General features: G+C 38.0%; 25 protein-coding genes and 1 pseudogene. 21 read left to right on the top strand and 5 right to left on the bottom strand.

The features are described 5' to 3' along the window. Positions 1-23 precede the first annotated feature (23 nt). The 3 genes from recX to A5816_RS07580 all read left to right on the top strand — a co-directional run bounded on the left by recX (position 24) and on the right by A5816_RS07580 (position 2,619). A complete protein-coding gene (recX, locus tag A5816_RS07590; RefSeq protein WP_010733422.1) occupies positions 24-821 on the top strand; it encodes a recombination regulator RecX in 798 nt (265 codons plus the stop codon). Beyond that, positions 814-1,992, top strand: coding sequence for an A/G-specific adenine glycosylase (gene mutY, locus A5816_RS07585; protein WP_010733423.1), 1,179 nt, complete (start codon positions 814-816; stop codon positions 1,990-1,992). The genes recX and mutY overlap by 8 nt, the downstream gene beginning before the upstream one ends. Positions 1,993-2,085: 93 nt before the next feature. After that, a complete protein-coding gene (locus A5816_RS07580) occupies positions 2,086-2,619 on the top strand; it encodes a DUF402 domain-containing protein (RefSeq protein ID WP_002310342.1) in 534 nt (177 codons plus the stop codon). 80 nt (positions 2,620-2,699) lie between these two features. Here the strand turns inward: A5816_RS07580 and A5816_RS07575 are convergent, their stop codons facing one another. Next, on the bottom strand, positions 2,700-3,134 hold the full coding sequence (locus A5816_RS07575; RefSeq protein ID WP_010733424.1) for a GNAT family N-acetyltransferase: 435 nt from the start codon (positions 3,132-3,134) through the stop codon (positions 2,700-2,702). A gap of 140 nt (positions 3,135-3,274) precedes the next feature. Here A5816_RS07575 and A5816_RS07570 point away from each other — a divergent pair, with 140 nt between their 5' ends. Further along, positions 3,275-4,393 (top strand): AI-2E family transporter, encoded by a 1,119-nt coding sequence (locus A5816_RS07570; protein WP_086311045.1) that lies wholly within the window; start codon positions 3,275-3,277, stop codon positions 4,391-4,393. Positions 4,394-4,520: 127 nt separating this feature from the next. After that, the gene (locus A5816_RS07565; RefSeq protein WP_002315296.1) at positions 4,521-5,897 is read left to right on the top strand and encodes a hemolysin family protein; all 1,377 of its coding nucleotides are present in this window, start codon (positions 4,521-4,523) and stop codon (positions 5,895-5,897) included. On the opposite strand, the pseudogene A5816_RS07560 reads toward A5816_RS07565, so the two are convergent. Continuing rightward, positions 5,860-6,514: pseudogene (locus tag A5816_RS07560) on the bottom strand (transposase); the annotation flags it as partial. The gene A5816_RS07565 and the pseudogene A5816_RS07560 sit on opposite strands and share 38 nt — an antisense overlap. 524 nt (positions 6,515-7,038) lie before the next feature. On the opposite strand from A5816_RS07560, the gene A5816_RS07555 reads away from it, so the two are divergent. The 4 genes from A5816_RS07555 (at position 7,039) to A5816_RS07535 (ending at position 10,206) form a co-directional block, all read left to right on the top strand. Next, positions 7,039-7,248 (top strand): class II bacteriocin, encoded by a 210-nt coding sequence (locus A5816_RS07555; RefSeq protein ID WP_010733426.1) that lies wholly within the window; start codon positions 7,039-7,041, stop codon positions 7,246-7,248. A gap of 22 nt (positions 7,249-7,270) precedes the next feature. Next, positions 7,271-7,540: a bacteriocin immunity protein gene (locus A5816_RS07550; RefSeq protein ID WP_010733427.1), complete on the top strand. Its 270-nt coding sequence runs from the start codon at positions 7,271-7,273 to the stop codon at positions 7,538-7,540. Between the two features lie 545 nt (positions 7,541-8,085). Then, the gene (locus A5816_RS07540; RefSeq protein WP_038398800.1) at positions 8,086-9,666 is read left to right on the top strand and encodes a peptide chain release factor 3; all 1,581 of its coding nucleotides are present in this window, start codon (positions 8,086-8,088) and stop codon (positions 9,664-9,666) included. Between the two features lie 288 nt (positions 9,667-9,954). Then, positions 9,955-10,206 (top strand): hypothetical protein, encoded by a 252-nt coding sequence (locus tag A5816_RS07535; protein WP_038398803.1) that lies wholly within the window; start codon positions 9,955-9,957, stop codon positions 10,204-10,206. Between the two features lie 39 nt (positions 10,207-10,245). Here the strand turns inward: A5816_RS07535 and A5816_RS07530 are convergent, their stop codons facing one another. Both A5816_RS07530 and A5816_RS07525 read right to left on the bottom strand, forming a co-directional pair. Continuing rightward, positions 10,246-10,566 (bottom strand): DUF1827 family protein, encoded by a 321-nt coding sequence (locus A5816_RS07530; protein ID WP_002315292.1) that lies wholly within the window; start codon positions 10,564-10,566, stop codon positions 10,246-10,248. Positions 10,567-10,849: 283 nt separating this feature from the next. Further along, complete coding sequence (locus A5816_RS07525; protein ID WP_038398805.1) at positions 10,850-13,084, bottom strand: ATP-dependent Clp protease ATP-binding subunit; 2,235 nt, start codon at positions 13,082-13,084, stop codon at positions 10,850-10,852. A 476-nt stretch (positions 13,085-13,560) separates the two neighbouring features. On the opposite strand from A5816_RS07525, the gene A5816_RS07520 reads away from it, so the two are divergent. The 6 genes from A5816_RS07520 (at position 13,561) to A5816_RS07495 (ending at position 19,303) form a co-directional block, all read left to right on the top strand. Then, the gene (locus A5816_RS07520; protein ID WP_002287602.1) at positions 13,561-13,827 is read left to right on the top strand and encodes a phosphocarrier protein HPr; all 267 of its coding nucleotides are present in this window, start codon (positions 13,561-13,563) and stop codon (positions 13,825-13,827) included. Beyond that, complete coding sequence (ptsP, locus tag A5816_RS07515; RefSeq protein ID WP_086311044.1) at positions 13,827-15,554, top strand: phosphoenolpyruvate--protein phosphotransferase; 1,728 nt, start codon at positions 13,827-13,829, stop codon at positions 15,552-15,554. The genes A5816_RS07520 and ptsP overlap by 1 nt, the downstream gene beginning before the upstream one ends. A 170-nt stretch (positions 15,555-15,724) precedes the next feature. Then, a complete protein-coding gene (locus A5816_RS07510; RefSeq protein WP_201064795.1) occupies positions 15,725-16,771 on the top strand; it encodes a glycosyltransferase family 4 protein in 1,047 nt (348 codons plus the stop codon). A 16-nt stretch (positions 16,772-16,787) separates the two neighbouring features. Continuing rightward, positions 16,788-18,011, top strand: a complete 1,224-nt coding sequence (locus A5816_RS07505) for a glycosyltransferase family 4 protein (RefSeq protein ID WP_086311042.1) — start codon at positions 16,788-16,790, stop codon at positions 18,009-18,011. An 88-nt stretch (positions 18,012-18,099) separates the two neighbouring features. Further along, positions 18,100-18,987 carry an NAD(P)-dependent oxidoreductase gene (locus A5816_RS07500; RefSeq protein WP_086311041.1) on the top strand — a complete coding sequence of 296 codons (888 nt, stop codon included), beginning with the start codon at positions 18,100-18,102 and terminating at the stop codon, positions 18,985-18,987. 85 nt (positions 18,988-19,072) lie between these two features. Next, entirely contained in the window at positions 19,073-19,303 is a 231-nt protein-coding gene (locus tag A5816_RS07495) for a YkuJ family protein (RefSeq protein WP_002287607.1), read from the top strand. Positions 19,304-19,359: 56 nt separating this feature from the next. On the opposite strand, the gene A5816_RS07490 is transcribed toward A5816_RS07495, so the two are convergent. Further along, on the bottom strand, positions 19,360-20,325 hold the full coding sequence (locus tag A5816_RS07490; RefSeq protein ID WP_086311040.1) for a GIY-YIG nuclease family protein: 966 nt from the start codon (positions 20,323-20,325) through the stop codon (positions 19,360-19,362). Between the two features lie 305 nt (positions 20,326-20,630). Between A5816_RS07490 and A5816_RS07485 the strand changes: the two genes are divergently transcribed. From A5816_RS07485 to fabF, 6 genes are all read left to right on the top strand, one after another. Beyond that, entirely contained in the window at positions 20,631-21,071 is a 441-nt protein-coding gene (locus A5816_RS07485; RefSeq protein ID WP_002310362.1) for a MarR family winged helix-turn-helix transcriptional regulator, read from the top strand. 9 nt (positions 21,072-21,080) lie between these two features. Next, positions 21,081-22,043 carry a beta-ketoacyl-ACP synthase III gene (locus tag A5816_RS07480; RefSeq protein WP_086311039.1) on the top strand — a complete coding sequence of 321 codons (963 nt, stop codon included), beginning with the start codon at positions 21,081-21,083 and terminating at the stop codon, positions 22,041-22,043. A 53-nt stretch (positions 22,044-22,096) separates the two neighbouring features. After that, a complete protein-coding gene (locus A5816_RS07475; RefSeq protein WP_002287614.1) occupies positions 22,097-22,321 on the top strand; it encodes an acyl carrier protein in 225 nt (74 codons plus the stop codon). A 106-nt stretch (positions 22,322-22,427) separates the two neighbouring features. Beyond that, positions 22,428-23,345: an ACP S-malonyltransferase gene (fabD, locus tag A5816_RS07470; protein WP_086311038.1), complete on the top strand. Its 918-nt coding sequence runs from the start codon at positions 22,428-22,430 to the stop codon at positions 23,343-23,345. Positions 23,346-23,356: 11 nt separating this feature from the next. After that, complete coding sequence (gene fabG, locus A5816_RS07465; RefSeq protein ID WP_002341276.1) at positions 23,357-24,094, top strand: 3-oxoacyl-[acyl-carrier-protein] reductase; 738 nt, start codon at positions 23,357-23,359, stop codon at positions 24,092-24,094. 18 nt (positions 24,095-24,112) lie between these two features. Next, positions 24,113-25,348, top strand: coding sequence for a beta-ketoacyl-ACP synthase II (gene fabF, locus A5816_RS07460; protein WP_002373490.1), 1,236 nt, complete (start codon positions 24,113-24,115; stop codon positions 25,346-25,348). Positions 25,349-25,350: the final 2 nt, after the last annotated feature.

The raw sequence follows: 25,350 nt of genomic DNA, 5'->3' as shown, positions 1-25,350 counted from the left end.
ATATATGTTCGAGGAGGATGTTTATGTTAACCGTTACGAGAATCAGTAAAGGCAAAGGCCCTTTCTATCGCGTAGATTTATCTGAAGGAAAAGCTTTACAAGTATCTGAAGATGTATTAGTACGCTATCGTTTGTTAAAAGGACGGGAATTAGACGAAGAAACTATCCAAGAGATCAAGAAGAGCAGTGGAGCTGATTTCGGATTTCAGCTAGCAATGAATTACTTAAGCTATCAATTACGGTCGGAAAAAGAAATCCGAACATACTTAAAAGAAAAGGAAATCCTTCAAGAAGATCGAAATAAAATCGTAGCCCGCTTAAAAGAATTGGATCTTGTCAATGATTTGGTCTATGGGGAAAGTTATGTGCGCACGAATATGCGCTTAAGTGACAAAGGTCCAAAAAAATTGTCACAGCAAATGCAGCAAAAAGGATTAAAACCAGAGATTATTGAACAGGCGCTCGCCCAGTATACAGTTGAAGACCAAGTTCAAAATGCACGTCAAACGGCTGAAAAAACATTTGGAAAAAATCATGGGAAAAGCCAAAAAGAATTATTGCGGAAAATCCAACAAACTCTGATGACAAAAGGTTTTTCTCAAGAAGTGATCCAACAAGCGATGGCTGATCTTCCGCAAGAAGTAGACCAGGAAACAGAATATGATTATTTAGTCAAACAAGGGGATAAACTATGGCGAAGAAATTCAAGATTTGAACCTAAAAAAAGAAACCTAAAAGTAAAACAAAGCTTATATCAAAAAGGATTTGATTTGGATATGATCCAGCGATTCATTACGGAAAAGGAAGAGGAAAGTGAATAAAGAATGGGAAAAATGGACAGACGAAGAAACAAAAGAATTTCAAGATCAGTTCATTCGATGGTATGAACAAGAAAAAAGAAACCTGCCATGGCGCTACAATCGGGATCCTTATCGTATCTGGATCTCTGAGATCATGCTCCAACAGACCAGAGTAGATACAGTGATCGATTATTTTTATCGCTTCATGGAATGGTTTCCTACAATTGAAGAATTGGCAACTGCTCCAGAAGAAAAGCTTTTAAAAGCTTGGGAGGGGCTTGGCTATTACTCAAGAGCCCGAAACATCCAAGCAGCTGCTAAACAGATCATGTCTGAATTTGACGGAAAAATGCCGCAAACGCCTGAAGAAATCAGCTCATTGAAAGGAATAGGCCCCTATACGACAGGAGCGATAGCAAGTATAGCATTTGGACTTCCAGAACCTGCAGTTGACGGTAACGTGATGCGAGTAGTCAGCAGATTGTTTTGCATTGAAGCAGATATCGCCAAAGCTTCCAGCAGGAAAATCTTTGATGAAGCGATGCGGAAAATCATTGATGAAACGTATCCAGGTGAATTCAACCAAGCAATGATGGATCTAGGATCAGCTATCTGTACACCAACTTCTCCAAAGTGTGAAGCTTGTCCGATCCAAGCCTTTTGTTTAGCCAACAAACGAGGAATCCAAACGAGCTTTCCTGTAAAAACAAAAAAAGCAAAGCCAAAAGACGTTTATTATATCAGTGCGGCTCTTCAAAATCATTCTGGAGCGTATTATTTTGAAGAAAGAGATAGCCAAAAACTGCTAGCAAATATGTGGACATTTCCAATGATGGAAGTGACACAAGAGGAGTACGAGCGATTGAAAAAAGGATGGGAAGCAAAACAGGAAGTCGATCTGTTTGATGATCTAGTAGCAGAAGACGGAAAAGAGCTTCCCTTCGAAAAGCAGGAACTTTTTATTTGGCAGACACGTCATTTAGGAGAAGTTACTCATGTCTTTAGTCATCTGAAATGGCATGTCCTCCTTTTTTACGGACGGGCAACCGAGGAAGCAGAACAGGAATTTACCGAGAACAAAACTTCGAAGTGGTTGAAGCCTACTGCATTTGATTCGGTCGTTTTTCCTAAGGTACAAATGAAACTAGTGGAACAGTTGGAGAAAAATCGAAACAATAGGAATCCTTTCTAGGCAAAGCTCATTTTTATTGATATAATAATTATGATGTCGGTGTAATGAACACCCAAACACAAAGCACAAAATGCTGCTTAAGGAAGGGTTGCTATGGGAGTTCCAAAAGAAGGAGAGTTTGTGACGATCCAAAGTTACAAGCACGACGGCAGATTGCATCGAACGTGGCGAGATACCATGGTATTGAAAACAAGCGAACACTCTATGATCGGCGTGAATGATCACACATTAGTCACTGAATCTGACGGACGCCGATGGGTAACGCGCGAACCAGCGATTGTGTATTTTCATAAAAAATACTGGTTCAATGTAATAGCAATGATCAGAGAAAAGGGGGTTTCCTATTATTGTAATCTAGCTTCACCTTTTTTGCTGGACGATGAGGCCTTGAAATATATCGACTATGACTTGGATATCAAGGTGTTTCCTGACGGCGAGAAACGACTATTGGATGTCGATGAGTACGAGATGCACAGCAAAATGATGAATTACCCGAACGATATTGACTTCATCCTAAAAGAAAATGTGAAGATTCTGGTTGACTGGATCAATAATGGAGATGGCCCGTTCTCAGAAGGCTATATTGATATTTGGTATGACCGTTACAAGCAATTGTCGCGTAAGTAAACGCAAAAAAGAACAGTAAGCCAGTGAGAAATCTTTCTCAAAAGCTTGCTGTTTTTTTGTTTTTTTTTTCGAAAAATTTTTTATAAAGTCTTTTTCATATAAATGTGAGGCATGCCAGCGTCTTCAAAAGGCTCACCGTAAGCTATGTAACCAAGCTTTTCGTAAAAAGCTTCCGCTGTAGACTGCGCTCCTAATAAAATCGTATTATAGCCTTGATTCTTAGCAAAGGTTTCTGCTTCTTCAATCAATAGTTTACCTAAGCCTTGGTGTCTGTATTCAGAAAGAATCGCCATTCGCTGTAATTTCATTTTTCCGTTTTCTAAAGGCAAAAGACGTACAGTTCCTTGCGGTTCTTTTTTTTCTGAGTACAAGACGAAATGGATGCAATGTGCTTCATCTTTATCTATTTCTCGAGCCAGAGGGACACCTTGTTCGACTACAAAGACTTGATGTCTGATTCTTACAGAATCTAAGTAAATATTGCTCATTGTATCTTTTGTTTGTACAACTTTCATGGTCTAGCCACCTTCCTTTCGTATAGTATACTGGAAAATAAAATAAATAAAAAGTATGGAAAGTTTTCAAAAATAAAAAAGAATAAAAGAATTTTTAGCGAATATAATATATACTAGGAAGAAAGAAAGGAGGAAATCTATTGTTTGAAAAACTTAGACAGTCTAAACTAATGTTTTGGTCGCTTGAATTATTGATCATAGCTGCACTGATCATGATTTCATCAGAAATAAATTTTATTTTTGAACCGATCGGGACATTTTTTTCCACGTTATTTGCACCTGTACTGATTGCAGGCTTTCTTTACTATTTGCTGAATCCTATCGTCAAGCTGCTGATGAAAGCAAAAATCAAAAGAATATGGGCTGTCGCAATTGTGCTGCTCCTTTTAGTTGCAGCAATTATTTGGATTTTACTCAGTGTCATTCCAAGTCTAGTACAGCAAATTTCCTCATTGGCATCCAATATGCCTGATTTTATCAAACAGGTCGAAAGTTGGTTAAAAGAGGTAGCCGAATTGCCTGTGTTCAAGGAAGTTGATATCAATAAATATTTTGAACAATTAGATATTTCTTACGGGACGATCATTCAACAATTCCTTAGTGGCGTTTCCAACAGTTTAGGTTCGATCGTTGGAACGATTGCTTCGGCAACCGTAGTGATTATTACGGCACCCTTCATCTTGTTCTATATGTTGAAAGATGGTGAAAAACTAGTGCCAAACATCCAACAGTTTTTCCCGGAGAAAAGAAGAAAACAAATTGTGGAATTATTGGGACAGCTGAATAAAACATTAGCTAATTATATTAGTGGACAAGCAATTGAATGTCTATTCGTCGGCACTTTTACATTTTTAGGATATATGATCATCGGTGTAGATTATGCTTTCTTGTTTGGGGTCATTGCAGGGTTGACGAACCTGATACCATATTTAGGACCTTATCTAGGGCTAGCACCTGCATTTTTAGTGACGATCTTCAACGATCCGATAAAAGCATTGCTTTGTTGTTTAGTTGTACTAATCGTCCAACAGTTAGATGGAAACATCATTTATCCGAATGTAATTGGGAAATCACTGAAGATCCATCCACTAACGATCATTATCGTCCTTCTAGTAGCAGGAAACATTGCCGGATTGCTTGGTATCTTCTTAGGTGTTCCTTTTTACGCAATTTGCAAGACGATCATTTCCTATATAATCAAAATCATCAAGGAAGATAAACAAAATGAAAACAAGAAAAAAATTGCTACGACCTCGTAGATAGTTTTAGTACACTTGTTTTTATTGCAAAGAAAATTGCTTTGTGATACCATTTTAACGTGGCTATAGTGCCACGTTTTTTTCTATCGTAAACTAAAAATTAATTTTATAAGGAGAGAATGCGATTATGAATGCTGACCCTGAGAGTCAGTCGCTGTTAGCGCAGATTTTATTATTGATCGTTTTGACATTGATCAATGCTTTTTTAGCAGCTTCCGAAATTGCTGTTGTTTCGATCAATAAGAATCGAATCGAGCAAAAAGCTGATGAAGGAGATGTGAAATCTCAAAAGCTTTTAAAAATATTGCAGAATCCAAATAATTTCCTATCGACAATCCAAGTAGGAATCACTTTGGTCAACATTTTGTCTGGTGCGTCACTAGCGAATACTTTATCGGAACGGTTAGCTCCGGTATTAGGTGGCGGTACAGCGGCAAAAAATATTGCAAATATCATTGTGCTGGCTATTTTGACCTATGTATCGATTGTTTTTGGAGAATTGTACCCTAAACGTATTGCTTTAAATAAATCAGAAGAAGTCGCAAAGTTCACTTCAGGGCTGATACGCTTGATCGGCGTAGTAGCTAAGCCCTTTGTCTGGTTGCTTTCTGCTTCCACAAGTTTGTTGGCACGTATCACACCGATGACCTTTGATGATGAAGATTCAAAAATGACCAGAGATGAAATGCGTTATATGCTTGAAAACGAAGGTGTATTGAACAACGAAGAATTGGAAATGCTCCAAGGGGTTTTTTCTCTTGATACGAAAGTTGCCCGAGAAGTAATGGTCCCACGAACGGATGCATTTATGATTGATATCAATGACACTGTGGAAGAAAATGTGAATGAAGTTTTATCTGAAAACTATTCAAGAATTCCTGTCTATAATGAAGACAAAGATAAGGTAGTTGGAATCCTTCATACAAAGAATTTACTAAAAGCAGCCCATAAATTTGGCTTTGATCATTTAGATATCAAAAAAATCATGCAGGAGCCTTTATTCGTTCCTGAAACGGTCTTTATTGATGATCTATTATATGAAATGAAAAAGACACAGAATCAAATGGCTATTTTATTGGATGAATATGGCGGTGTCGTTGGTTTAGCAACATTAGAAGATCTTTTAGAAGAAATCGTCGGAGAAATCGATGATGAATCAGATGAAGTTGAGAATCTTTATGAAAAAATCGATGAACACGAATATATTATCCAAGGACGAATGCTGATTGATGAATTCAATGAAGCTTTTGACAGTGATTTGCATATGAGTGATGTAGACACGATGGCTGGTTATTTGATTACAGCGTTAGGCATGATTCCGGATGAAGGCGAAAAGTTATCGTTTGATGTCGATAATATTACGCTGGTTTCTGAAGAAATGGAAGGTTCTCGAATCCTTAAAATCCGTGTCATTTTTCATGATCCGGAAGAAACAGAAGCAGAACCTGAAGAAGAACGCAGATACTTCAGAAAAGAATTCGAAGATGACGAACCAAGAAGATAATTAGAAACTTGGTTATAAAAGAGAAGACGAGAGTGGGACAATAGTCCTTTCTCCAAAAGAAAACAAGTCCGATTTTGATGGTTAATTTCAAAATCGGACTTGTTTTTTCTTCTTTGCGTCTCTTCCTTTCCATGTATTTCCCTAATTTTCTTAAATTTAATGCCATGAGTGCCAAGCCAATGTCAATCTTAGCTCCTTGTTTCCCTCGTAAGTGGAAACGTTGGAACGCCAAATAATCCTTTAGATGTCCAAACACTGGTTCGACATCGATTTTCCGTTTCCGATAGATCGAACCTGTTTTTTCCTCTAAAAGCTTCTTTTTACATTCTGCTTTGAAATAACGCCATGTATTATTCACTAAAATTTGTCGGTTTCACTCACTTTTTGCTTTCGTACATTGACTACGAACAGGGCAGCCTCTATAGGTCTTTTTATTTTCTTTATGATAACTAGCATAGATAATTAATGGCGTTTTATGCAAGATATCGTTGTTATACATATAATTTTCTTCACTTCCATAGCCGGCATCCGCTACAATATACTCGGGTAATTCGTTGTGTTGTTCCAAAAAGCTGTCTAAAAACGGTTTTAAAGTTTTTTGTATCTGTTGGATTTGGTCACTTTAATCTTACAGGGATGAGTGCTTTTTGTGTACCTTGAAATCAAAAATAGTAGGGCAATAATCAGATTTTTTTCTGACTATTGGCCCACTCTCATTTTTGTTTAAAAATTAAAACTGCAATTTCTATCAATTTTGAGGAAGTGAAATTCTGGATATTTTTTTGCTACATAGAGATACTACAGATGCTTTCACTATTTTTTAGTAGGCAGTTGCTTAAGCATTTCTGTAAGATATATTAAGAGTACGCTTTAAACAAAACTATATATTTATCTTTTTCAGAAGAGTTTGTGTGTAAAATGGTTAGTCTAGTTATAGAAATTTGTTCATAACGTAATGAATTCTCTAGAATATAGGTAATAAATTTTCTTTTATGTTTTGAATACAATAAGTGGGGGCAAAACTCTCATCAATTTATTTAATAGACTGCAATTATGCTCTCAAATTAACTTTTTATGATATAATTATCAAATTTTTCTGAAAATTATGTATAGTTGTTTCAGAAAGAGGAGGCATTAATTTATGAAAAGAAAATTATTTAGTTTAGCTCTTATCGGAATGTTTGGGTTAGTAGTGACAGGTTTTGGTACAAAAGTTGATGCAGCTACACGTTCATATGGTAATGGTGTTTATTGTAATGATGATAAATGCTGGGTGAACTGGAATGAAGCAAATCAACAAATCGCTGGAATTGTGATTAGTGGTTGGGCTTCTGGTTTGGCAGGTGCATAATTTTTTGTAGTTAGGAGTTATTATGTCTAAAAAAAGTGATGAAGTGAATACTATTCTTAAACTGACTGATTTGGCGTTGAATGATGCTGAGATTAGAAGTGATCAACAGCTAACTTATTTGTTGATTGAGATAAAAAAAGAAGCTTTAAAAGGCAAAGTTTTTTATGATTATAAGAGAGAATTATCGCGATATGTCAGTGGGTTTTCTAGAAGAAATCATTTTCGTGTTCCTGAAGTTCTGCTAAAATTAATGGCAATCATAAAAACGCCTAAGGCTTGGTCAGGACTTTGAGTTGTAAGAAGAGATATATTATTTTTATAATAGAGTGGGGCGACAGTCAGATTTTTTTCTGATTATTGTCCCACTCTCGTCTTTTCTTTAGTCAGCTGACAAAAATATTTGACTCTTATGATTTGGTGGCTTTTTCATTCGCTGAATCCATGCTATACTGATTCAGTTGTAGTAGTTAACAGAGGTTGTGAAAAAGCTGTCCTGTATCAAGTAATAAAAACAGCCAAGCAAAAACAGCTTCTCCTGTTTTTGGGTTGGTGGGGCTTGTGACCACAGATGCAAGCTTTTAAACACCGTGTATGAGAGGTTGTGGAATCAGCGCCTTGACCTGAGTATTAGCTTAACAAAACGGAAAAATAGCTTCTCATATTTTACCGATTGTTGCGCTACTACCGAGAGTCAGCTGATTGAACACCGTTTACTCGGAAAAAGGGACGGCGACACGGCTTTTGTCACAGTCCTATATGAAATTGTCTTTCCTTAAGAGAACGGACAATCTGTCTAGAAAAATATAAATAATTGAATGGAAGAAATGGAGTTAGGTTATGAATAATCCAGAATTAAAGCAGCAAGTGGACAATCGCAGAACGTTTGCGATCATTTCCCATCCGGATGCGGGGAAAACAACGATTACAGAACAATTACTATTGTTTGGTGGAGCTATCCGTCAAGCCGGAACTGTAAAAGGAAAGAAAACAGGTAATTTTGCCAAATCAGACTGGATGGAAATCGAGAAACAACGTGGAATATCTGTCACTAGTTCTGTTATGCAGTTTGATTACCAAGGAAAACGAGTAAATATCTTGGACACTCCAGGACATGAAGATTTTTCTGAAGATACTTACCGTACTTTGATGGCCGTGGATAGTGCGGTCATGGTAATCGACAGTGCCAAAGGGATCGAAGCACAGACAAAGAAATTGTTTCAAGTGGTTAAAAAACGTGGCATCCCGATTTTTACTTTTATCAACAAACTAGATCGTGATGGTCGCGAACCATTAGAACTGTTAGAAGAATTAGAAGAGTTATTAGATATCGAGTCTTATCCGATGAATTGGCCAATTGGTATGGGAAAAGGTTTAGAAGGTCTTTATGATATTTACCATAATCGTGTAGAGTTTTATCGTCCGGAAAATTATCAAGGAGAACGTTTAGTAGAATTGGATGAAGATGGTCTGCTTCCTGATAATCATCCTTTAACTGAAAATTCCTTGTATGAACAAGTCTTAGAAGAAGTAGAACTACTCAAAGAAGCTGGAGATGCATTTAATCAAGAAAAAATTGCTCGTGGCGATCAAACACCAGTATTTTTTGGTTCTGCATTAACTAATTTCGGTGTACAGACTTTTTTAGAAACTTTCGTTGAATTAGCACCAGCTCCTTATGGGCATAAAACACAAGATGATCAGACGGTAAGTCCTTATGAAGAAGAATTTTCAGGTTTCGTATTCAAGATACAAGCAAATATGAACCCAGCCCATCGTGACCGAATCGCTTTTGTCCGAATCTGTTCTGGAACATTCGAGCGAGGAATGGATGTCTGGTTAGAACGTACAAATAAAAAATTGAAATTAAGCAATGTTACGCAATTTATGGCAGATTCGAGAGAGAATGTCGAAAAGGCAGTAGCAGGTGATATTATCGGTGTATATGATACTGGTAATTATCAGATTGGGGATACGTTGTTCGAAGGTAAACTAAAAGTTGCTTATGAAGAACTTCCTTCATTTACTCCAGAGCTGTTCATGAAAGTGACTGCTAAAAATGTTATGAAACAAAAATCCTTCCATAAAGGAATCTATCAATTGGTTCAAGAAGGAGCAATTCAGCTTTATAAAACATATCTAACGGAAGAATATATCATTGGGGCTGTTGGTCAGCTGCAATTCGAAGTATTCCAATATCGTATGTTAAATGAGTACAATGCAGAAGTCATCATGTCTCCGATGGGGCACAAAATTGCTCGCTGGATTGATCCGGAAGATTTGGATGAGAAGATGAGTTCAAGCCGTAATATCTTAGCGCGTGATCGTTTTGATCAGCCGTTGTTCTTATTTGAAAACCAATTTGCAGAACGGTGGTTTGCGGATAAATATCCTAATGTAAAATTAAAAAGTTTGATGTAAAGAGGCTGTAAAAAATACGCTGTATCAAGTAATAAAAAAAGCCAAACAAAAACAGTTTCTCCTGTTTTTGATTTGGTTGAATACCGTTTACCAAGAAACCATAAGTCTGCCACTCAGTTTCAAGTGCAAATAAAAATTTTGAAAATACATTCTTATACTTTGTTGATAGCCGTGACGGATTTTCCGTTACGGTTCTTTTTATCATTTAAAACTATAAAAAATGTCTAATCTAAAAAAATATAAAAATTACTTTGCGTACATACTATTAAAGAGAGGAGGGTTTGTGAAATGGAAACAGAATGGCAAAGGCGTCAAAGAAAAAAACAGAAAAAAGCAGAAATGTTGCGATTATGTCGATTGTTGGATGTAAAAGACTGGGACAAAAACGAGCAGATCGCACAAGAAGTGAGATCAATCATCCAGAAAGAAGAAAAAGTAAAAAATAAAGATACGAGTAGATCAAAAAATGAAAAGAGAAAGACACAAAAGAAGCGTAAAAAAATAAAGAGCCAGAAAGCAAAAGAAGCAAATGAGGCGTGAATCGTCTCATTTGCTTCTTTAATTATGTTCAAAAGTTGATTACACGGCTAACGTCGCGCCTAATTCATGTTTTGGAATAGAGATTTCAACAAGCCCGGCCAATTCGATTACTTTGATTTCATCCTCGTGGTAAACAGCATCTTTGATTTTATCCAAGAAATAATTTTTAGCTTCTTCGATTTCTTTCGGCTGGATTTTACGTTTATCATTGATTAACAGAATTTCATTATGTTCAGGGGCTTCAGTGTAGACAATAGTGGTATTTCCGGCTGTGTAGACTTTGACCAGATGGGCATCAGTGTTTTCAAGCTGGTTCAATACAAGACGGGAATGGCTGTTTGTTACATTTACCAATTTCATGGCGCTCACCTCTTTTATGTATTTTTAATTGCTTGTTTCTCTTATTATAATTTCTTTTTTATAAAATGAACAGTATTTTGACTTTTCTGAAAAAAGAGAGCGTGGGACAAAAGTAAAGAACACTTTTGTCTCACGCTCTAAACACGTATAAACGGCGGAAGCAGAAGCAACTCCTTCGGAAATAAGCTGAAATTCACAAAAATTTGAAAAGCAATTTTCGTGAATTCCTTCTTATTTCTTGGAGTTAAACGCTTCTGTCCCAGCCTCTATATACATACTAGGTTTACTCAGCCGTTTCTTCGGTTGTTTCTTTTGCTAAACGTTCTGGTTTAGAAGTCACGATGATTTTTCCATCCTTATCCAATTTTGCTTTCAGCTCATGAATAGAAGGGTGGTCAAGGTAAAATTCAGCGATGCCATCTTCGATTTGTTCTTGGATTGTTCGTCGAAGGGGGCGAGCACCCATGGATGGATCATAACCTAAGTCAACTAATTTTTCTTTGACATTCGTAGGAACTTCGATATGAAGTTGCTGTGCTGCAAGCATTTGATTGACATCATCTAGCATCAGTGTAACGATGGTCATCAAGTTTTCTTTTGACAAAGCACTGAATTCGATGATTCCGTCAAAACGATTTAGAAACTCTGGTGTAAAGTAATTGTTCAATTGGTTCAATACCGAACGAGTAACACCTTCACGTGCCGCACCAAAGCCAACATTTGCTTCTACTTTACCAGTACCGGCATTACTTGTCATAATGATGATCGTATCTTTAAAGCTGACGGTTCTTCCTTGTGCGTCCGTCAATCGGCCATCATCTAAGATTTGCAAGAACATGTGCAAAACATCTGGATGAGCTTTTTCAACTTCATCTAATAAGACAAGACTGTAAGGATTTCTTCGAACTTTTTCTGTTAATTGACCAGCTTCTTCGTATCCAACATAACCTGGAGGAGAACCAATCAATTTAGAGACACTGTGTTTTTCCATATATTCAGACATATCGAAACGAATCATTGAATCTTGTGAACCGAATAATTCATAGGCAAGCTGTTTGGCAAGTTCTGTTTTACCTACACCGGTTGGTCCGACAAATAAGAAGGAGCCAATTGGACGATTCTGTTTGTTCAATCCAACACGGTTTCGGCGAATCGCTTTCGCTACACGGTCTACAGCGTTATCTTGACCAATGACATGAGCCTTCAAGTCATCTGCTAAGTTTTTCAATTGTGTCTGTTCTTTTTCTTTTAATTCGCCCACTGGAATACCTGTTCGTTGTTCAACAATTTTTTCCATATCTTTTTCGGTGATGACAGGTGTTTCTTCTTCGGTGAGCTGGCGTTCTTTCATTTTTTGAAGTTTGTTGATTTGGTCACGGTAATAAGCCGCTTTTTCGAAATCTTCTTCTCGAGAAGCAAGAACTTTTTGTTCTTCCGCTTCTTGTAGTTTTTTCTCGATCGTTTTAGGATCAACGATTTGAATTGTTAAGTTTTTCTTAGAACCTGTTTCATCTAGCAAATCGATGGCTTTATCCGGCAAGAAGCGATCTTGGACGTAACGATTGGATAAAGTTGCGGCTGCTTCGATGGCTTCATCAGTATATTTTACATGATGATAGTCTTCATAACGTTTTTGCAGTCCTTTCAAGATACTGATTGTTTCTTCGACAGTTGGTTCATCTACTCGTACGGGTTGCATACGACGCTCTAAGGCAGCATCTTTTTCGATGATGCGGTACTCGTTTAAGGTAGTAGCACCAACCATCTGCAATTCTCCTCGAGCTAAAGCAGGTTTTAAAATATTACCAGCATCCATGTTTCCATCGCCTGCGGAACCAGCGCCGACGATTTCATGCACTTCATCTATAAATAGGATCACATTTTCTGCTTGACGAATTTCTTCAATCAATTTTTGCATACGTTCTTCAAATTGGCCTCGTATACCAGTACCTTGGACTAAGGATACGACATCTAAACGAATGACTTCTTTGTCCATTAATTTTTGTGGGACATCGCCATCTACGATTTTTTGTGCTAACCCTTCAACAACTGCTGTTTTACCAACACCAGGTTCACCAATCAAGACAGGATTGTTCTTAGTTCGGCGATTTAAAATTTCGATGACACGTTTGATTTCATCATCACGACCGATCACAGGGTCGATATCCCCTTGTCGAGCTTGTTCAGTGATGTTGATTCCGTATTCTCCTAGTAAACCTTCCGTATTTCCTTGAGGTGGTTGTCCACCATTGAAGTTGTTGTTTCCACCAAATTGTGTTGGCGGTGTTTGCTCATAGTTTCCTTGCTGTTGCATTTGGCGAGACATGGAACGGAAAAGATCGTCCAAACTGCCAAATCCAAATGGATCGTTTTGGGCCATATTAGTTAGACCTCCATTTTGCTGATTTTTGATTTTTTGATAACAGCTCTGACAATAATCAAGTTGTGTCCGCTGACCATTGACAGTGGCATACAAGTGAATCGTTGCCTCATTCTTGCCGCAGTTTTGACAAAGCATGAATCATTCACGTCCTTTCACAAAAATGGGTACATCCATATTTTACATCTCGTTTTTCATGAGGTAAAAGAATAACCCCTATTTTTTAGGGATTTATGAGGTAGTAAAGGTAAAATGTCTATTGACCATTACTGACCTTTGATTCTTATTATACTAAAAATCGAAAGGGAAGCAAGTAATTCGTTTCATATAAAAACAAACAAGGTCAAAGGAAAGAATGATAAACGTCAGGAGAAGAGATAGCGACAAGAAAAAGAAAATAAACACGTTTGTTATAAAATGTGAAGAAAAGGATGAAAAAGAATCCGGAATAATTTGAATACTTTTATCTGAAATTGAATGAAAACTGTTGTATCTAACGAAAAAAAATGTTAATCTTTACAGATGAAAGGGTGACACTTGTTAGGATTCTCTGAATTACTAAAAAAGAAAACCCTCACATAAAAACAACACTCACTTAAAGGAGACCGATTAATATGGAAAAGAAAGAATTTCACGTAGTAGCAGAAACTGGGATCCACGCACGTCCAGCTACATTATTAGTACAAACAGCAAGCAAATTTAACTCTGATGTAAACTTAGAGTATAAAGGTAAATCAGTAAACTTGAAATCAATCATGGGCGTTATGTCTTTAGGTGTAGGTCAAGGTTCTGATGTTACTATCACTGCAGAAGGTGCTGACGAAGCTGACGCAATGGCAGCAATCGTTGAAACAATGAAGAAAGAAGGCTTATCTGAATAATGGTTGAAATGCTAAAAGGGATTGCCGCTAGTGACGGTGTAGCCGTTGCAAAAGCTTACCTGCTAGTTCAACCGGATTTAACATTCAGTAAGGCAACAGTAGAAGATACTGCGGCTGAAGAAGCTCGTTTGGATGCTGCATTAGCTAAATCTACTGAAGAATTGCAGCAAATTCGTGAAAAAGCAGCGCAAAGCTTAGGTGAAGCAGAAGCGCAAGTATTTGATGCCCATTTGATGGTTCTTTCAGATCCAGAAATGGTAGGTCAAATCAAGCAAAACATTAAAGACAACAGCGTAAATGCTGAATCAGCGCTAAAAGAAGTAACGGATATGTATATCGGTATGTTCGAAGCAATGGAAGACAATGCTTACATGCAAGAGCGTGCTGCAGATATTCGTGACGTTGCTAAACGTATTTTAGCGCACTTATTAGGCGTTACTTTACCAAATCCATCAATGATCAACGAAGAAGTGGTCGTTGTTGCACATGACTTGACTCCAAGTGATACAGCACAATTAGATCGCAATTTTGTAAAAGCGTTTGTAACAGACATTGGTGGACGTACTTCACATTCTGCTATTATGGCACGTTCTTTAGAAATCCCAGCGATCGTTGGGACAAAAGAAATCACTGCTAAAGTCAAAGAAGGCGTTATGTTGGCTGTTAACGGGATCGAAGGCGATGTGATCATCGATCCTACAGAGGAACAAAAAGCTGAATTTGAAAAAGCAGGTGCGGATTACGCAGCACAAAAAGCAGAATGGGAAAAACTAAAAAATGCAGAAACTGTCACAGCTGACGGCAAGCATTTTGAATTAGCTGCAAACATCGGAACACCAAAAGATCTAGTTGGTGTTCATAACAATGGTGGAGAAGCAGTTGGTCTGTACCGTACTGAATTCCTATATATGGATTCTCCGGACTTCCCAACAGAAGATGACCAATACGAAGCTTACAAAGCTGTATTAGAAGGTATGGAAGGAAAACCAGTTGTTGTTCGTACAATGGACATCGGCGGGGATAAAGAACTACCATATCTGCAATTACCTCATGAAATGAATCCATTCTTAGGATATCGTGCATTACGTATCAGTCTATCTGAACAAGGCGACGAAATGTTCCGCACACAAATGCGTGCATTACTTCGTGCATCTGTTCATGGTAACTTACGTATCATGTTCCCTATGGTAGCTACGCTCAAAGAATTCCGCGCAGCAAAAGCGATCTTTGAAGAAGAAAAACAAAAATTGATCAGTGAAGGCAAGGAAGTATCTGATACAATCCAAGTCGGCATCATGATTGAGATTCCAGCAGCAGCAGTCTTAGCAGACAAGTTTGCAAAAGAAGTGGATTTCTTCTCCGTAGGTACGAACGATTTGATTCAATACACAATGGCAGCAGACCGTATGAATGAACGTGTTTCTTACTTGTACCAACCATATAACCCATCAATCTTACGTTTAATCAAAAATGTAATTGATGCAGCACACGCTGAAGGAAAATGGGCAGGTATGTGTGGAGAAATGGCTGGAGATCAAACCGCTGTTCCGCTGCTAGTAGGTATGGGTCTAGATGAGTTCTCAATGAGCGCGACATCTATTCTTAAAACACGTAGTTTAATGAAACGCTTGGACACAGCGAAAATGGCTGAACTTGCTGATCGTGCATTGAAAGAATGCGATACGATGGAAGAAGTCGTTGAACTTGTTCATGAATATGTAAAATAAACAACGTATCAAAAACTGGTGTAGCTTGTAAAAGAGCTACGCCAGCTTTTTTGTTTTCTGTTCTTTTTTAAGAAAACGTTTTTGTCAGCAAGATTAGACAAAAATAGGGCTTAAGTTTGAGTGACAGTTTGGAGGCTATGTTATACTATATAAATGAAGGGGGACGTAAGGTGAAGGTATTATTATATTTTGAAAGTGAAAAGATGCTTGCAAAATCTGGAATCGGACGTGCGCTTGATCATCAAAAACGTGCTCTGACGGAAGTTGGTATCTCTTATACACTAGACGACAAAGATGATTATGACATCCTGCACATCAATACATACGGAATCAATAGTCATAATATGGTCAATAAAGCCAGAAGAGAAGGTAAAAAAGTTGTCTATCATGCGCATTCAACAGAGGAAGATTTCCGAAATTCCTTTATCGGATCGAACCAGCTTTCTCCTATTGTAAAAAAATATCTGGTAGGATTGTACCAAAAAGCGGACTATTTGATCACGCCAACACCTTATTCAAAACAGTTGTTGGAAAGCTATGGTATCCGTGTACCGATTCAAGCTATTTCCAATGGGATCGACCTAGAGAAATATCGCCCTGATCCAATGAAAGAACAAAAGTTCAGAGAGTATTTCAAACTATCTCCGGATCAAAAAGTAATCATTTGTGTCGGTTTGTTTTTCGAACGTAAAGGAATCATTGATTTCGTAGAAATTGCTAAGAAGATGTCCGACTATACATTCATTTGGTTTGGTCATGTTCCGATGTACTCGATTCCTCGAAACATCCGGAAAATTGTAAAAGAAGACCATCCTGAGAATGTTCTGTTTCCTGGATATATACGAGGGGAAATCATCGAAGGAGCATATTCAGGTGCAGATCTATTCTTTTTTCCTTCTTATGAAGAGACGGAAGGAATCGTTGTTTTAGAAGCTTTAGCAAGCAAGCAAAATGTACTTGTTCGAGATATTCCAGTGTATAATGGCTGGTTAGAAGATAGCAAGAACTGCTATATGGGGAAGACAAACGAAGCGTTTATCCAACTGATTCAACAGATTACCAATGAAGAGCTACCGAGTTTGACACAAGCCGGTTATCAAACAGCAAAAGAACGAAGTATCAATAAAATCGGTGAAGAACTTAAAAACGTATATGAAAGTGTGCTGAATGAAAAAGTCTCTAGCAAATTAAAAAAAGTACATCAGACAAAGGACTAGTTTGGAGGCGAAAAACATGAAAATCGGCTTTTTTACCGATACCTACTTTCCGCAAGTCAGCGGAGTGGCTACATCGATCAAAACATTAAAACAAGAATTAGAAAAACATGGGCATGAAGTCTATATCTTTACGACAACCGATCCTAATGCGGACAAGTTGGAAAAAGATGTGATTCGAATGCCAAGTGTACCGTTTATTTCTTTCAAGGATCGAAGAGTTGTTGTTAGAGGCATGTGGTATGCTTATTTGGTTGCCAAAGAACTAGAATTAGATCTGATCCATACCCATACAGAATTCGGAGCAGGAATACTAGGGAAGATGGTAGCTAAGAAGTTGAAAATACCCCTGATCCATACTTACCATACGATGTATGAGGATTACCTTCATTATATCGGTAAAGGAAAAGTGATCAGACAATCCCATGTAAAATACTTATCCAGATTATTTGCCAATCATACGACAGGTGTAGTCTGTCCAAGTGAACGTGTTATTGATACATTACGTAGCTATGGCGTAGTAGCACCGCTTCGTGTGATTCCTACTGGTATCGACATTGAGAAATTCAAACGTTCTGATATCACTCAGGAGGATATCAACAAGTTAAGGGAGTCATTAGGACTTCAGGAAAATCATCTGATGATTCTTTCTTTAAGCAGGATTTCTTATGAGAAAAATATCCAAGCATTGGTTAACGGATTTCCTCAGATTATCTCGGCTTACCCTAATGCCAGATTAGTTATTGTAGGAAAAGGTCCTTATGTAGAAGAGTTAGAGGAATTGATTTCCGAACTGCAGTTAGAAGAATTTGTGCAGTTCACAGGAGAAGTGGATAATAATGATGTAGCCCTTTATTATAAAGCGGCAGATTATTTTGTCAGTGCTTCTACTTCAGAGACACAAGGGCTTACTTATACCGAAGCGATGGCAGCCGGCACGCCTTGTGTCGTAGAAGGAAATGCTTATTTGAACCGATTGTTCGATCATCCTTCATTAGGGAAAACTTTTGAAACCGACGAAGACTTTGCACCTGCACTTATTGATTATATTTCCAGTGAAGTCCCTAGAGATCCAAAGGTTTTAGAAGCCAAACTTTATGACATTTCGTCTACTCATTTCGGCGAAGCCATGATCGAATTTTATCAAGATATGGTTGTTTACCATGAAGAAGAGATGCGAAGAAAAGAAGAAGAAGATTCGATTGAACGAATCAAAATCAAATTAAATTCATTTAAAAGATAAAATTCAAACATTTTTTATAAAAAAATCCTTGTTTCTAGCGTATACTAGCATAGAAGCAAGGATTTTTGATTTTTAGGAGGTCGAAAGAATGAAACTGGGTTTTATCGGAACAGGCGTCATGGGAAGTGCTGTTGTACGCCATCTACTAGAAGCAGGTCACGAAGTCGCTGTTTATAATCGGACAAAAGTAAAAGCTGATTCTTTAGTAACAGAAGGAGCTGTCTGGGCGGATACACCAAAGGCTGTAGCAGAACAAAGCAATATTCTGTTTACAATGGTAGGTTATCCTAAGGATGTAGAAGAAATCTACTATGGAGGATCGGGGATTTTTTCTGCAGATGTCTCGGGACGTATTTTAGTTGATTTGACTACAAGTACACCAACTCTGGCAGAAAAAATTGCAAAAACAGCAAAAGAAAAAGGTGCAGATGCATTAGATGCACCGGTGTCAGGCGGTGACTTAGGAGCAAAGAATGGCACACTGACGATCATGGTGGGCGGAGAAGAATCGGTCTATGATCAAGTACTTCCTTTATTCAAGGAATTTGGTACGACATTTACATTGCATGGCTCTGCTGGGAAAGGTCAGCATACGAAAATGGCCAATCAAATCATGATTGCAGGCACGATGACAGGAATGACGGAAATGCTTGTCTACGCACAAAAAAACGGTCTCGATTTAGAGAAAGTGATTGAGACACTTTCAGGAGGAAGTGCAGCTAACTGGTCTTTAAGTAATTATTCTCCACGTATCTTGAAAGAAGATTACACGCCTGGTTTTTTTGTCAAACATTTTATCAAAGATTTAAAGATTGCATTAGAAGAAGCAGAAAAAATGAACCTTGTATTGCCAGCAACCATCCAAGCATTGAAACTATATGAAGAGTTGGCAGATAAAGGTTTTGAGAATGATGGAACACAGGCTTTGATCAAACTTTGGTGGCCTGAAGGAAAAATACCAGAAAAAAAATCATAAAAAACGAGTTTTTTTAGAGAAAATCAATGCAAGTAGGCTATGCTTTTGATACAATATAACAGAAATAAGAAAAGGAGGACCTCCGATGACACATTCACAATTAGTCGCAATCATAAAACGACTGGAGGCTATGGTCGAGTCAGCAGATAATGAACTGCAAGTTCGCCGTTTTGAAAAAGAAGGCGTAGAAAAGTGTACAGTAACTTATGATAAAGCGACCGATACGTTTGAATTAACTGAAACAGATACTCATCAGCAATACGAATTCGATAATATCGATATCGTAGCGATGGAAATCTATGACTTAATCCAATAAATTTTAGGATAATTGACATTTGAAGTTGAAGATGCCTAAAAGAAGCCGAGAAGCAGCTAATTTAGTTGCTTTTCAGCTTCTTTTTTGTTTAATTGTTCCATTTCGATCTGTTCCTTTTCTAATTTTTTGCGGTAACTAATCAAAATTTGTACAGGATCGATTTCTTCTTTTGATAATTGGCGTTTCAAAGATAAATGAGCTTCTTTTTTTTCATAATAAAAGTCAGGTGGATTGTCCCCAGAAGCAATCATTGTTTCTGCAAGCTGTCCGTAACAAATAAGGTAGTGCTTTTTCTGACTTTCATCCGCTGCCAGTGGCATACTGAATGTGAGGGATGGTGTTCTTAAAAACTGCTTTTGTTCTTGGATCCGTCTGATGAAATAAGTAACTGATTCGATATCTTTTTGAAGCATTCCAGCTTTTTCGAAATTCAGCTGATAGATGAAATGTTGTTGTCTCTTTTTCAAGTAAGTCAGTAGCTTTTTATTGCGACCCTGAAACAATCCTTGGATCTCCTTCTTTTTCTGTTCAAAAGTCATTTCCTGTAAGTCAGGAAGCTGGACTCGCAAAGCTAATAAGCTGATTTCAGACAGCCAAGGCATTTGATACGTTTCTTCCATTATACGCAAAATAGACGGCATTTTTTTATAGAGACGAAACGGACCGTATGTTCGAGTTGTAGGAGTATCTGTTAATACAAATCCCTTATTGGAAATATGTACATAATTGTAGTTACTGAAATAATTCATTTGTCGGTTATAAAAAGGACGGTAATGTTGGATTAGTTGACACTCAAGCAACAAAGCATCTAATTCTGTATCTACTACGACGAAATCAAAATCTGTTATATGATGAATCATACGTAATACTTTTTTTGAATGTTGCTTATTCTGATGAAAATAGCTGCTTACTCTATTTTTGAGCCGTTTTGCTTTACCAACATAGATGACCATCCCTTCTTGGTTTTTCATAAGATAGACACCCGGCAGCATGGGGAGATTTTTTATTTTTTCTTTTAACATAGGGTCTCCTTTCACGCTTTGAATAAAAAGACTATAACAAATTTTGAAATAATGGACAAGTTTTAGGGAATTGGATCATTCTATCAACAAGAAATACTTTGATAATCAAAATATGTCAGTGCAATAGTTTTTCTAATAAAATAAATAAAAAATGCTGATTTATCAATTTTTTTAAATGAGTAAAATCTTAAAATAAACTCATATAGCAAAAAAATGATCTTTTACGGTTGCATTTTGAAAAAAGTTAAGATATAGTTTGAACATCAAAAGATTTGATAATCAAACTAATTAGTGGACGGTGGAACATGGAACCAGATTTAAAAACAGTAAATGATTATCTTGTTAGTGTCTTCAATGATATTTTGACAATCGAAGAGTCTGAGTTGAAAAAATCTCAATTCAAAGATCTGTCAATCACAGAGATGCACACGATCGAGGCAATCGGGATGTACAAGAAAAAAACAACTTCAGAAGTAGCCAAAGAACTATCAATTACTGTTGGGACCTTGACCACTGCTATTAACAAGTTAGTAAAAAAAGGCTATGTCGAACGTATCCGCAGTGAAGATGACCGTCGTGTTGTAAAGTTGGGACTAACGAAAAAAGGAAAGTTACTGTTTCGGGTCCATCAGCATTTTCATCGTGAAATGGTCAAGAACATCTTAGAAGGAATGGCTACGGAAGAACAGCATGCCTTGCTGGATGCACTGAAAAACTTGCATGACTTCTTGCAAGACTATAAGTGAGGATATTTAATGGAACAATTTGGAATGATTACTGCAACAGCCAGCGTCCTTCCTGAAAAGATCATTACGAATAATGATCTTTCCAAGATGATGGACACCTCGGATGAATGGATTTCGTCAAGAACGGGTATTCGTGAACGAAGATGTGTAACAAATCAGGAGACATCTGATTTATGCCTCTTAGTGGCGGAAAAATTGATGAAACAAAAAAATCTGAACCCTAAAGATTTGGATTTTATCTTAGTAGCAACAATGTCGCCCGATTACACGACACCATCTGTAGCAGCACAAGTACAAGGGAAATTGGGAGCAGCTAATGCTATTGCTTTCGATATCAGCGCGGCATGTTCAGGATTTGTTTATGCGCTAAGCATGGCTGAAAAAATGATCCGCTGCGGTTCGACTAAAGGATTGGTAATTGGCGGTGAAACACTGTCTAAACTAATCGATTGGTCTGATCGCACGACTGCTGTATTATTTGGTGATGGAGCAGGCGGGGTTCTCTTAGAAGCAAACCCACAAAAAAAATTGCTGAAAGAAAAATTAGCAACTGATGGTACCAGAAGTACCTCACTGACTGCTGGCTACCAGCAAAATAAAAACCCGTTCTATTCAGAAGATTCAGAAGGTTCGTATTATTTGCGAATGACCGGCAGAGATATTTTTGATTTCGCCGTTCGAGATGTTGCAAACAATATCCAAGAAGTCATGAAAGACACGCCAGCTGATTATCTGCTTTTGCATCAGGCAAATCTCAGGATCATTGAGAAAATCGCCCGAAAAGTAAAGATGCCGCAAGAAAAATTCCTGACCAATATGGATAAGTACGGGAATACCTCTGCTGCAAGTATCCCTATTTTATTGGATGAAGCAGTTTCTAGCGGAAAGATCACCTTGGGAAAACAACAGAAAGTAATATTTACAGGCTATGGCGGAGGTTTAACGTGGGGAAGTATTCTCATGGAGCTGTAAACTGTTAAATTATAAAAATAAAAAAGCAAACAATATCGGAGGAATATATTATTATGGTATTCGAAAAAATTCAAGAAATCATTGCAGAAGAATTAGGAAAAGAAACTGAAGAAATCAAATTGACTACTGACATCCAAGAAGACTTAGAAGCTGACAGCTTGGATTTATTCCAAATCATCAATGAAATTGAAGATGAATTTGATGTAAAAATCGAAACAGAAGACGGAATCAAAACGGTTCAAGATTTAGTGACTTACGTAGAAAAACAAACTGCATAATCATTAAAATTAGGTTGGGGGCTGGGACATTTCCTGAAATAGGGATGTCTCGGCCTTTTTGAATAAGAAGAATTAAACATATATTCTGGATATATTGGAGAAAAACATGAAAACAGCATTCTTATTTAGTGGCCAAGGTGCACAATATCAAGGTATGGGAAAAGATTTATATGAAGAAGCCGTTGTAAAGCAGACATTTGATGAAGCAAGTGAGATTCTCGGCTACGATATGGCCGACCTCTGCTTTTCAGAAAATGAACGTTTGGATCAGACACAATATACACAGCCAGCTATTCTAACAGTCAGCATTGCGTATTATCGCTTATTGAAGGAGCATGGAATCGTCCCAGATGCAGCTTTAGGACTGAGTTTAGGAGAATATTCGGCATTAGTAGCCAGTGATGCGTTATCCTTCACTGAAGCCGTTGCACTAGTAGCGAAGAGAGGCGCTTATATGACGGAAGCTGCCCCAGCTGGAAGCGGGAAAATGGTCGCAGTAATGAATGCACCGATTGAGACGATTGAGGAAAGCTGTCATGAAGCAAGCAAGTACGGCATCGTGTCTCCTGCTAATTACAATACACCTCAGCAGATCGTGATCGGTGGCGAAGAAAAAGCCGTAGATGAAGCTGTTTTGCTCTTAAAAGAAAAAGGAATCAAAAGGATGATCCCACTAAATGTCAGTGGACCTTTCCATACAGCTATTTTAGCACCAGCATCAAAAAAACTGGCGAAGGATCTAAGTCATATTCAATTTTCTGACCCTTCTTTTCCAGTCATCAGCAACACAACAACGGAAATAATGAAGAAAGAGACGATAGCGGGACTACTTGAACAGCAAGTCATGCAACCTGTTCGTTTCTACGAGAGTATCCATAGATTAAAAACAATCGGTATCGAGCGAGTCATTGAAGTCGGTCCCGGAAAAGTATTAAGCGGATTTATGAAAAAAATTGATAAAACGATACCAGTTCTGCGTGTTGAGAATAAGCAGACATTTGATGAAACAATAGCAAAATTATAAGGAGGAAGGTTATGGATGTAAAAGGGAAAAATGTATTTATTACAGGTAGTACAAGAGGAATTGGCAAAGCGATGGCATTAGCTTTTGCAAAAGCTGGAGCAAATATTATTTTGAATGGGCGCGGAGAGATTCCAAAAGAAAAGATAGAAGAAATTGAAGCATTCGGTGTAAAATGCGTAGGAGTTTCCGGCGATATCTCTGATTATGAGAAAGCAGGACAAATGATCAAAGAAGCAGAAGAAAAGCTTGGATCGATTCATATCTTAGTAAACAATGCCGGAATCACAAATGACAAACTTGTGATGCGGATGGATGCAGAAGATTTCAAAAAATGTCTGGATATCAATTTGATCGGTACCTTCAATATGACGCAACACGTTTTGAAAAAAATGATGAAGCAGCGAGAAGGAGCCATCATCAATCTCTCTAGTGTATCTGGATTGATTGGAAATATCGGACAAGCAAATTATGCAGCTAGCAAAGCTGGTGTCGTAGGATTGACAAAATCGGTTGCACGAGAAGCTGCGACTAGAGGTATCACATGCAACGCCATTGCACCAGGATTCATCACAACTGATATGACGGAAGTTTTAGCAGATAAAGTCAAGGAGCAAGCGGAAAAGCAAATTCCAATGCAACGTTTCGGACAAGTAGAAGATGTTGCACAAACAGCAGTTTTCTTAGCACAAAATCCATATATCACCGGCCAAGTCATCAATGTCGATGGCGGATTGGTCATGCACGGATAAGAAAAGGAGAGCAAATAAATGAATCGAGTGGTAATTACTGGCTATGGAGTCACTTCACCTATTGGAAATGACGCAGACAGCTTTTTGAATAGCTTGAAAGAAGGTACGAATGGCATCGCACCGATCACTAAATTTGATGCTTCAGAAACAGGGATCACCTTAGCGGGTGAAGTCAAAGATTTCCCTTACGATAAATATTTTATTAAAAAAGATAGCAAACGAATGGATATGTTTTCGATCTATGGGATCTACGCTGCTTTAGAAGCAATGGAGATAAGCGGTTTAGATAAAGAAAAAATGAATCAAGACCGATTTGGTGTCATTATCGGATCAGGAATCGGTGGTCTTCCGACAATCGAAAATCAAGTTATCCGTCTGCATGAAAAAGGCGCAAAACGAGTTTCTCCAATGTTCGTGCCAATGGCGATTGCCAACATGGCAGCTGGAAATATTGCTCTGCGAGTAGGCGCAAAAGGTATCTGTACAGCTATCGTAACAGCTTGTGCTAGCGGAACGAATTCAATCGGTGAAGCATTCCGTAACATCAAACATGGCTATTCAGATGTCATTCTTGCTGGAGGAACAGAAGCAACAATTTGTGAGATGGGGATTGCTGGATTTGCAGCTTTAACTGCACTTTCGGAATCAACTGATCCTAATCGTGGTTCGATCCCGTTTGATGAAAATCGAAATGGTTTTGTGATGGGTGAAGGAGCAGGTGTTCTAGTTCTTGAATCTTTAGAGCATGCACAAGCTCGCGGTGCCAAAATCTATGGAGAAATCGTTGGATACGGTGCAAATTGTGATGCTTACCATATGACAGCCCCTACTCCAGATGGTTCTGGTGCGTCTAAAGCAATGAAGCTTGCGATGGAAGAAGCTGGTATACAGCCGGAGCAAGTTGGATATATCAATGCGCACGGAACGAGTACGCCAGCTAATGACCAGGCAGAAGCAAAAGCAATCCAACTCGCACTAGGTGAAAATTTCAGAGATACTTATGTCAGCAGTACGAAATCAATGACTGGACATTTATTGGGAGCAGCCGGCGGGATCGAAGCATTGGCCACTCTGATGGCATTGGAACATCAATTTATCCCACCTACGATCAATGTAGAAAAACAAGATCCTGAGATTGATTTGACAGTTGTCAAAAACGAAAGCCAACCTGCAAGCTTTACTTATGCAATGAGCAATTCATTAGGGTTTGGCGGACATAATGCGGTTCTTTGTATGAAACGCTGGGAGGAATAATT

The sequence above is a fragment of the Enterococcus sp. 3G1_DIV0629 genome, from assembly GCF_002141285.1.
Taxonomy (GTDB): Bacteria; Bacillota; Bacilli; order Lactobacillales; family Enterococcaceae; genus Enterococcus_B; species Enterococcus_B lactis.
This window is presented reverse-complemented; position numbering and strand designations above follow the sequence as displayed.

Excerpts from the sequence above, each read along its gene's own strand:
- recX (WP_010733422.1), top strand. The coding sequence starts at position 24 with ATGTTAACCGTTACGAGAATCAGTAAAGGCAAAGGCCCTTTCTATCGC.
- A5816_RS07580 (WP_002310342.1), top strand. The coding sequence starts at position 2,086 with ATGGGAGTTCCAAAAGAAGGAGAGTTTGTGACGATCCAAAGTTACAAG.
- A5816_RS07575 (WP_010733424.1), bottom strand. The coding sequence starts at position 3,134 with ATGAAAGTTGTACAAACAAAAGATACAATGAGCAATATTTACTTAGAT.
- A5816_RS07565 (WP_002315296.1), top strand. The coding sequence starts at position 4,521 with ATGAATGCTGACCCTGAGAGTCAGTCGCTGTTAGCGCAGATTTTATTA.
- A5816_RS07555 (WP_010733426.1), top strand. The coding sequence starts at position 7,039 with ATGAAAAGAAAATTATTTAGTTTAGCTCTTATCGGAATGTTTGGGTTA.
- A5816_RS07550 (WP_010733427.1), top strand. The coding sequence starts at position 7,271 with ATGTCTAAAAAAAGTGATGAAGTGAATACTATTCTTAAACTGACTGAT.
- A5816_RS07540 (WP_038398800.1), top strand. The coding sequence starts at position 8,086 with ATGAATAATCCAGAATTAAAGCAGCAAGTGGACAATCGCAGAACGTTT.
- A5816_RS07535 (WP_038398803.1), top strand. The coding sequence starts at position 9,955 with ATGGAAACAGAATGGCAAAGGCGTCAAAGAAAAAAACAGAAAAAAGCA.
- A5816_RS07530 (WP_002315292.1), bottom strand. The coding sequence starts at position 10,566 with ATGAAATTGGTAAATGTAACAAACAGCCATTCCCGTCTTGTATTGAAC.
- A5816_RS07525 (WP_038398805.1), bottom strand. The coding sequence starts at position 13,084 with ATGCTTTGTCAAAACTGCGGCAAGAATGAGGCAACGATTCACTTGTAT.
- A5816_RS07520 (WP_002287602.1), top strand. The coding sequence starts at position 13,561 with ATGGAAAAGAAAGAATTTCACGTAGTAGCAGAAACTGGGATCCACGCA.
- ptsP (WP_086311044.1), top strand. The coding sequence starts at position 13,827 with ATGGTTGAAATGCTAAAAGGGATTGCCGCTAGTGACGGTGTAGCCGTT.
- A5816_RS07505 (WP_086311042.1), top strand. The coding sequence starts at position 16,788 with ATGAAAATCGGCTTTTTTACCGATACCTACTTTCCGCAAGTCAGCGGA.
- A5816_RS07500 (WP_086311041.1), top strand. The coding sequence starts at position 18,100 with ATGAAACTGGGTTTTATCGGAACAGGCGTCATGGGAAGTGCTGTTGTA.
- A5816_RS07495 (WP_002287607.1), top strand. The coding sequence starts at position 19,073 with ATGACACATTCACAATTAGTCGCAATCATAAAACGACTGGAGGCTATG.
- A5816_RS07490 (WP_086311040.1), bottom strand. The coding sequence starts at position 20,325 with ATGTTAAAAGAAAAAATAAAAAATCTCCCCATGCTGCCGGGTGTCTAT.
- A5816_RS07485 (WP_002310362.1), top strand. The coding sequence starts at position 20,631 with ATGGAACCAGATTTAAAAACAGTAAATGATTATCTTGTTAGTGTCTTC.
- A5816_RS07480 (WP_086311039.1), top strand. The coding sequence starts at position 21,081 with ATGGAACAATTTGGAATGATTACTGCAACAGCCAGCGTCCTTCCTGAA.
- A5816_RS07475 (WP_002287614.1), top strand. The coding sequence starts at position 22,097 with ATGGTATTCGAAAAAATTCAAGAAATCATTGCAGAAGAATTAGGAAAA.
- fabD (WP_086311038.1), top strand. The coding sequence starts at position 22,428 with ATGAAAACAGCATTCTTATTTAGTGGCCAAGGTGCACAATATCAAGGT.
- fabG (WP_002341276.1), top strand. The coding sequence starts at position 23,357 with ATGGATGTAAAAGGGAAAAATGTATTTATTACAGGTAGTACAAGAGGA.
- fabF (WP_002373490.1), top strand. The coding sequence starts at position 24,113 with ATGAATCGAGTGGTAATTACTGGCTATGGAGTCACTTCACCTATTGGA.